Origin of the sequence: Pseudoxanthomonas kalamensis DSM 18571, from assembly GCF_010211745.1 — a bacterium.
Classification (GTDB): domain Bacteria; phylum Pseudomonadota; class Gammaproteobacteria; order Xanthomonadales; family Xanthomonadaceae; genus Pseudoxanthomonas_A; species Pseudoxanthomonas_A kalamensis.
The window spans coordinates 1-651 of the sequence record NZ_PDWQ01000059.1; the positions used below are offsets into that span (position 1 = coordinate 1).

At 66.4% G+C, this 651-nt stretch carries 1 protein-coding gene; it reads left to right on the forward strand.

All coding sequences use genetic code 11. The annotated features are described in order from the left end of the window. Nucleotides 1–88 precede the first annotated feature (88 nt). On the forward strand, nt 89–651 hold a 563-nt coding region (locus tag CSC70_RS13960), incomplete at its 3' end, for a GNAT family N-acetyltransferase (RefSeq protein WP_211369510.1).

Genomic DNA, 651 nt, shown 5'->3' on the forward strand with positions numbered 1-651 from the left:
GGGTACTGCTGGCAACCGACGAAGCGGCGGTGTGGTTGCTGTGGCAACAGCCGCAGACCCGCGTTTGGAACCACGATCATTGGCTGCGTTGAAGCATGGCGTTGCAGCCACCTCTTGCTGGCTTACCATGGCCGGCATGACTGGCTCCTCGCCGATGGTGGAAACGGTGCGCGGCACGCAGGGGCTGCCGTATCTGGATGCGGTGGCGCAGCTGCGCATCAGCGTGTTCGCCGCCTCGCCGTATCTGTACCAAGGCGATGCCGCATACGAGCGCGACTATCTGGCGGCCTATGCGGCATCGCCGGAGAGCGTCTTCGTGCTGGCGCGTGATGGCGATGCGGTGATCGGCGCATCGACCGGGTTGCCGCTGCTCGATGACAGCGACGCGTTCCACGCACCGTTCCGCGCGGCCGGCATCGATCCGGCCAGCGTGTTCTATTTCGGCGAATCGGTGCTGCTGCCGGCGTATCGCGGGCAAGGTATCGGTCATGCATTCTTCGACCGGCGCGAAGCGCATGCACGCGCGCGGGGCCGCTTTGCATTGACCGCGTTCTGTTCGGTGGAACGGGCGCCCGACGACCCGCGCAAGCCAGCCGATTACCGCCCCAACGATGCGTTCTGGCGCAAACGTGGCTACGCCCCGCAGCCGGG